This is a genomic window from Prevotella sp. HMSC077E09 (assembly GCF_001814685.1).
GTDB lineage: Bacteria > Bacteroidota > Bacteroidia > Bacteroidales > Bacteroidaceae > Prevotella > Prevotella oris.
Genome location: NZ_KV817572.1, coordinates 63027 through 63614, shown reverse-complemented (window position 1 = coordinate 63614; position 588 = coordinate 63027). Strand labels below are relative to the sequence as shown.

At 36.6% G+C, this 588-nt stretch carries 2 pseudogenes; both read left to right on the top strand.

The features are described 5' to 3' along the window. A pseudogene (locus HMPREF2983_RS13555) lies at nucleotides 1-164 on the top strand (phage integrase SAM-like domain-containing protein); the annotation flags it as partial. Nucleotides 165-305: 141 nt separating this feature from the next. Continuing rightward, nucleotides 306-588, top strand: a pseudogene (locus HMPREF2983_RS14155) (IS982 family transposase); the annotation flags it as partial.

Genomic DNA, 588 nt, shown 5'->3' with positions numbered 1-588 from the left:
TAGCCACTATAACGGAAGACTTGTTTGAAGAATATCGTTTCTATCTGAAAAGACGAGGCTTGGCAACAGCTACCCTAAATCGTTACCTTTGTTGGTTGAGTAGGCTTATGTATCGTGCGGTCAGTCAAAGAATCATCCGTTGCAATCCCTTTGAGAATGCTAAATAACGTGAGTTCGACGAATTATAAATGTCTATAAATTTGGTGATTAGCGAAATTTGTTGTAACTTTAAGGAGCTAAAATACAAACAGTTACAAACAAAAATCGCTATGATCACCGAGGACAAAGTTACAGAAATATTTTGTATGGCAGATGACTTCTGCAAGTTTTTTGATGCTATGACCGCAAAATATACGCTAAAACCTACCGGAAAAAGAAAATATCATCGTAATTCCACGATGTCAAAGGCAGAAGTCATGCTGATAATGATTCTTTTTCACGACTCTGGTTATCGTTGCTTTAAATATTTCTATATTGAAAAAGTATGTAAGCATCTGCGTCATTTGTTTCCTAAAGTTGTCTCATACAACCGTATACTAGAATTGGAAAGGGAGGTAGCCGTACCCTTAACCTTGTTTATCAAGAAGG